The sequence below is a fragment of the Sphaerisporangium sp. NPDC049003 genome, assembly GCF_043197795.1.
Lineage (GTDB): Bacteria > Actinomycetota > Actinomycetes > Streptosporangiales > Streptosporangiaceae > Sphaerisporangium.
In genome coordinates this window covers 76052-82228 of record NZ_JBICTU010000032.1, presented here as the reverse complement: position 1 = coordinate 82228, position 6177 = coordinate 76052, and the positions used below count along the sequence as shown (strand labels likewise).

At 73.0% G+C, this 6177-nt stretch carries 4 protein-coding genes; all 4 read right to left on the bottom strand.

Going from position 1 to position 6177, the window contains the following annotated elements; genetic code table 11:
- Window positions 1–556: 556 nt before the first annotated feature.
- Window positions 557–2722: an ATP-dependent RecD-like DNA helicase gene (locus ACGFIV_RS30105; RefSeq protein ID WP_358558760.1), complete on the bottom strand. Its 2166-nt coding sequence runs from the start codon at window positions 2720–2722 to the stop codon at window positions 557–559.
- Between the two features lie 90 nt (window positions 2723–2812).
- A complete protein-coding gene (locus ACGFIV_RS30100) occupies window positions 2813–3448 on the bottom strand; it encodes a GPP34 family phosphoprotein (protein ID WP_358558759.1) in 636 nt (211 codons plus the stop codon).
- A 449-nt stretch (window positions 3449–3897) separates the two neighbouring features.
- Window positions 3898–4608: a transaldolase family protein gene (locus tag ACGFIV_RS30095; RefSeq protein ID WP_358558758.1), complete on the bottom strand. Its 711-nt coding sequence runs from the start codon at window positions 4606–4608 to the stop codon at window positions 3898–3900.
- 100 nt (window positions 4609–4708) lie between these two features.
- A complete protein-coding gene (gene xylB / locus ACGFIV_RS30090; RefSeq protein WP_392838318.1) occupies window positions 4709–6175 on the bottom strand; it encodes a xylulokinase in 1467 nt (488 codons plus the stop codon).
- Window positions 6176–6177 lie beyond the last annotated feature (2 nt).

Below are 6177 nucleotides of genomic sequence, written 5' to 3'. Positions count from 1 at the left end.
CGAGTAAGAGCGACTGTTCGTACACGTCGCGCCCGCTGGAGGTCGTGCCGGTCAGAGCCCGGACGCTCGATCGGCGGCCGTCGCCGATCGCGATCGAAGCCGGGGCAGGCCGGACGGCGATGAGCACGCGCCGCGTCACCAGGGAGAGCTCCACGGCCCGTTCCCTGCGGGATCGGGCTCCGTTTCGACAGAACGCCACCAGAAGACACGAAGCGGGGAATGTCACGCCGCTAACATCGGACCGCTTGCATGCATCCTGACAGGATCTGACATGTGAACGCAATACTTGAGTAATGCGCCGGAAACGGCTCCTGGTCCTCCCGTAGAGAACGCACAGCTCATAGCCCTGGACTGGATCGGTCCAGAGGTGAGACGACGCAATCGGCTGCCCGACGAGTGAGCCGAAGTCATCGGATCTCTCTGGCTCGGCCGGACGCCGTCCAGGGGCATCAGCGCGGAACCGCCCTCACGCTGACAGGCCCCGGGTGTCGTGGCATGGGAGCGGCCAGGACCACCAGGCCATGCTCGTATGCCGCACCCGCGCGGCGGGCGCCCGTCAGCCGGCCATGCCCAGGGCGAGACGGGAGGCCAGGCCGGTGTTCCTGCGGAAGCCGAGCCGGCGCACCGCGGTCTCCAGCGCCTCGCGCTGGCCGACGAGGACCACCCAGGACCTCGCCCTGGTGACCAGCGTGTACAGCAGCCTGCGCTGGAGCATGACGCCTCCGGCCTCGGCCACGATCGGCGCCACCACGAAGGGATACTCGCTGCCCTGGGAGCGGTGCACGCTGATCGCGTAGGCGTGGGTCAGCTCGTCGAGCTCGTCGAAGGTGTACTCCACGCTGTCCCCGTCGTCGGTGCGGATCTCGACCAGTCGCTCCTCGGGGCTCACCGCCGTGACCGTGGCGGTCTCCCCGTTGAACACCCCCTTGTCGTAGTTGTTGCGGACCGGCATGACGCGGTCGCCCACCCGGAAGACCGACGGGCCCGACCAGTGCTCGGCCGCGCCCTCGCGCGGGGGGTTGAGCCGCTCCTGCAGCCGGCGGCCGAGCGCGGCGGTGCCCGTGGCGCCCTTGCGCATCGGGCACAGCACCTGGACCTGGTCGCCGCCGATCTTCTGCTTGCGGGGGATCGCCTCCGTGGCCAGGTGGACCACCCGCTCGGCCACCCGGTCGGGGTCGTCCAGCTCCTCGAACCAGAAGCCGCCCCGGCCCGGCAGCGCGGGCAGCTCGCCCGCCCGGATCCGATGGGCGGCCCGGACGATGCCGCTGTCCTCGGCCTGCCGGAAGACGCGGGTCAGCCGGATGCGCGGGACCTCCTCCACGCGCAGCAGGTCGGCCAGCACGCTCCCGGGACCGATGCTCGGGAGCTGGTCGCTGTCGCCGACCAGCAGCAGATGGCTGCCCGCCGGGATCGCGGCCGCCAGCCGGGTGGCGAGCCGCAAGTCGAGCATCGACGCCTCGTCGACCACGATGAGGTCGGCCTCGGCGGGGGACTGCTGGAACAGCGTGCCCTCCTCGCGCTCGGGCTGCTGGGCGAGCAGCCGGTGCACGGTCATCGCGGGCAGGCCGGTGAGCTCCGACAGGCGCTTGGCCGCCTTGCCCGTCGGCGCGGTGAGGGTCACCGTGCCGCCCATCGCCCGCACGGTCGCCGCCAGCACCTTCAGCGTGTGGCTCTTGCCGCAGCCGGGACCGCCGGTGATGACGGACAGGGTGCTGGTCAGAGCCAGATTGACTGCCACCCGCTGGTCCTCGTCGAGTCCGTCGTCCTCCGCGAACGCGCGCAGCCGCAGCGTCGAGCGGGCCCGCCACAGCCGGGTCAGGTGCGTCGCCAGCGCGACCTCGTGGCTGTGCTGCTCCTTGGAGTACACCACCACCTGGCCGGGGCCGGCCGGCGACGCCTCGGTGACCACCCGGCGCTCGGCGACCAGCGCGTCGACCGCCTGGTGGATCAGCTCGTCCGCCTGCTCGACCAGGCTCGCCGCCTGGGCGACGAGAACGGGCAGCGGCAGGAAGCAGTGCCCGTCGCGGGCCGCCGCCGTCTCCAGCCTGTCGAGGATCGCCGCCTTGACGCGCCGCGGGCTGTTCTCGGGCACTCCCGATCGCAGCGCGATGCGGTCGGCGGTGAGGAATGCGATGCCCCTGACCTGGCCGATCAGCCGGTAGGGGTCGGAGACGAGGACGTCGTGCGCGTCGTCGCCGTACACCTGGTAGATCTTGGCCGCGAGCAGCGGGCTGATCCCGAAACCCTGCAGGACGACCATCAGCGAGGCGACCGCCCTCTGCTCCGCCCACGCCTGGACGATCTGCGCCTGCCGCGCGGCGCCGATGTTGACGACCTCCGTGAGGCGCTCAGGCTCGGTGTCGATGACCGTGAGCGTCTCGTGGCCGAAGTGGCTGACGATCGCGTGGGCGAGCCTCGGCCCGATGCCGCGGATCAGGCCCGACCCGAGGTACAGCCTGATGGCGCGCACGGTCGAGGGGACCACGCGCTCGCACCGCGTGACCACCAGGCGGCCGCCGTGGCGCGGGTGCTCGTCCCAGTCGCCGGCGAGCCGCAGCGTCTCGCCCGGCTGCACCCCGGCGAGCGCGCGGCCCGAGGCGACGAACCCGCTCAGCCCCTCGGCGCTCATGCGCGCGACCGTGTACTCATCATCGCGGACGAACACCAGTCGCTCGACGGAGGCTTCGACCTCCGTCACGCGGGGCTTCGCGAGCACGGTCACCGTAAGCTCCCCGGAATCATCTGCGGTCCCTCACCGCAGGACCCTAGCGCGCGCCTGCGACAGTCCGGACGGGCGCGCGGGGCGGCGGGTTCACCGGCGGCTGATCACCGAGTCGCCGATCGCGGCCTCGGTCTGGGTGACCAGCTCCTGCAGGGGCAGGGGAAGGGCGGACCTCGACCGGGACAGGTACGCGGGGTTCTGGTCCCACAGGACGAGCCGGCCGCCGCCGGTCACGGTGAGCAGCCCGAGCAGGACGCCGTCCTGGGCGTCTAGCGGCTGGCTCCTCTGGATCGCCAGGTTGAGCCGCCCGACGGGCCACGCGGCGGTGTTCGGGTCGACCGGCGCCTGCCTCCGCGTCAGGCGTCCGCTCGCCGGGCGCAGCAGCCCTTCGGCGGTCATCCGGGCCGCGACGTCGGCATACGCCGTACGGGCGAGGAACTGCAGCCACGTGCGGAACCGGTGCGAGGGCTCGGCGACGATGTGGTCCAGGGCGCTCTGGGTGACGGCGTCGCCGGTCGGCGCCGTGTCGACGGGGACGAGCCGTATCTGCCTCGCCGCCAGCCCCACGGTGACCCGTCCGGTCAGCATGAGCTCACCCACGAGGGCGGCGGCCAGCGCGAGCCCGGTCAGCCGGGGGGCCAGCCGCATTCGACCGGTTATGTCGTCATGCATAACAAAGAACAGGTCGTTGGCCAGCCGGAGGCCTGAATGATCGACATCAACCACGAATGGCGATCGTATAGGTGAATTATCAAATCTGTCATTACATGAAAGAAGTTGTGGTCCGAGGGTCCCGGTGAGGGCCGTGGGAATTCGGCCACCCGGTCGCCGGGCACCATCGGCGGTGAGGCGGCGAGCGGCGTACCACCAGGTGGGGTCCGGCGCGCGGATACGCGAATTCGGCCTGCCCCAAACCCGTGACCCGCACGGCGCCGAATAGCTGATAGGGGTGCCGCCTCGGCGTCAATCCGTCAATCCGCCAATCGGCGGCCAAGAATGCGCGCCACCCGGAATGCGGACCCACCACCTGGCCTGGCACCGTCCGAATATTAACAGGAGGTAACGAAATGAACTCGACTCTTCTTGACGAACCGAATCGGCGAGCCCGCGGCCATCCTGTGCTATGGCGACGCCCTCGCCGGAGGCCGGATGCCCCCGGTCACGTCGGCCGGTGGTCAGTTCCGCCCTGCGGCGATGGCCTCGAACTGGCCGGCGGCGGCGACGGTGGGCTCGTCGGCCAGCAGTGCCTCGCACAGCGGGGCGCTCAGCGCGAAGTCGGGCACGCCCGCGGCGGCCAGCGCGGCGACGTCCTCCCGGGAGCGCAGGCTCGCCGCGAGCACCCGCGTCCCCGGCCCGGTCAGGGTCCCCGGCCCCGGCACTTCCCGCGTCCCCGGCCCGGTCAGCTCCCGTGTGCGCCCTTCCGACAGGATCCGGTGCATCTGGATGGTCTCGGCGACGCCGTCGCGGCCCTGGTCGGTCATGCGGCCGACGTACGGGGCGATGAAGCGGGCGCCGGCGGCGTCCGCGAGCAGCGCCTGGGTGGCGTGGTGGACGGCGGTGACCAGTACGGGGACGTCCTCGTCCGACAGGACGCGCGCGGCGCTCAGTCCCTCACGTGTGGCGGGGATCTTCACGACCGCCTCCGGCCCGAGGCCGCGGATCCGCCTGCCCGCGGTGACGATCTCCCCGCCGGTGGTGCCCAGCGTCTGCATGAAGACGTGCCCGGCACCCGCGCCCGTCGCCCAGGCGAAGACGGCGGGAAGGTCGGCCTGGGTCAGCCCGGCGCGGGCGAGCAGCGCCGGATTGGTGGTGACACCGGCGAACAGGCCGGTGGCCAGCAGGGGCTCGACGGCCGAGCGCTCCGCGGAGTCGACGTAGAGGGTCATGGGTCCATTCCTTTGCACGGATCGGTGAACGGCTGGTGCGCGGGTCCGAGGGGCGGTGAACGGCTGGTGCGCGAGTCGGACGGCCGGGGCGGTGGGGGTGTCAGGCGTCGTGGGCCCGTACGTGTTCGGCGAGGTGCAGGTAACGCTCCATCAGCGCGGATGAGCCGCCCGGCCGTGGGTCGACGGTCGCCGCCGGAGGCGGGCACCACGCGTCGCGTACGTCCGTGATGGCCGAACCGGACAGCACCGCCGCCGCCTGGACGCACGCGCCCCGGGCGCTCGCCTCGGGCGCGTCCCGTGTGATCACCGGACGGCCGAGCACGTCCGCGAGCACCTGCCGGTAGGCGAGGGACCGCGCGCCCCCGCCCGCGGCGACCACCTCGCCCGGCGTCGGCACGCCGGCGGCCTCGATCGCCTGGTGCCCGCGCACCAGCCCGAAGATCACGCCCTCGAACACGCTGAGCGCCAGGCCCTCACGCGTCGAGGCGGTCGTCAGCCCGGCCATCACCCCCTGGGCGACCGGCAGGTCAGGGCTGCGTTCCCCGTCCAGGTAGGCGACCAGGGTCGGCCGCGCCTGCGAGGGGTCGGCGGCCAGCGCGAGGTCGCCCAGCGCCCCGACGTCGACCCCCAGCAGGCGGGCGAAGGTGTCGGTGACCTTGGTGGAGTTGAGCGTGCACACCAGCGGCAGGTAGCCCCCCGCCGCGTCCGCGACGCCGTCCACCCAGCCGGTGGGGTCGAAGACGGGACCGGCGCTCACCGACAGCACCACCCCGGAGGTGCCGAGGCTGTAGGCGACGTCGCCGGTCCGGAGACCAAGACCGACGGCGCCGAGATGCTGGTCGCCGCCGCCAGGGCCGACCGGCACGCCGGGCCGCAGCCCGAGCTCGGCCGCGACCTCCGGCAGCACGCGGCCCGCGGGCTCGGCGGGGCCGAGCACCCGGGGGACGGCCGCGTCCCAGTCGACGTCCGGCGACACCAGCTCGGCGAGCAGGTCGGTGCGCCACCGGTTCTCGAACGCCGCGTAGTAGCCGGTCCCGGAGGCGTCCGACCGGTCCGTGACGCGCTCGCCGGTCAGCCGGTACGTCAGCCAGTCGTGCGGCACCAGTACGGTGGCGAGGCGCCGCAGGTTGCCGGGCTCGTGCTCGGCCAGCCACGCCAGCTTGGTGACGGTGAGCGCGGCGGTCGGGGTCAGCCCGATCGAGCGCACCCAGTCGCGTGCCCCGTAGCGCGCCACCAGGCGGGCCGCCTGCGGCGCGGACGTGGTGTCGTTCCACAGCTTGGCGGGCCGCAGGACCCGGCCGCCGGCGTCGAGGGCCACCAGGCCGTGGCACTGGGCGGTCACGCTCACGGCGTCGATGGAGCGCGGCCGTACGCCCGCGTCCCGGCAGGCATGGTCGAGGGCGACGGCCAGGGCGCGCCACCACGCCGCGGGATCCTGCTCGCTGAGCGGCGGGTGCGTCACCGGATGCGGGGCGCGGCCGGTGCCGAGCAGCGCGCCGCCGTCGGCGTCGCGGAGTTCCACGGTGCAGGACTGCGTCGAGCTGTCGACGCCTGCGACGACGGGCATGG

Bases quoted from the DNA above. Each gene is read 5' to 3' on its own strand.
- ACGFIV_RS30095 (WP_358558758.1), bottom strand. From the start codon at position 4,608: ATGACCCTCTACGTCGACTCCGCGGAGCGCTCGGCCGTCGAGCCCCTG.
- xylB (WP_392838318.1), bottom strand. From the start codon at position 6,175: ATGCCCGTCGTCGCAGGCGTCGACAGCTCGACGCAGTCCTGCACCGTG.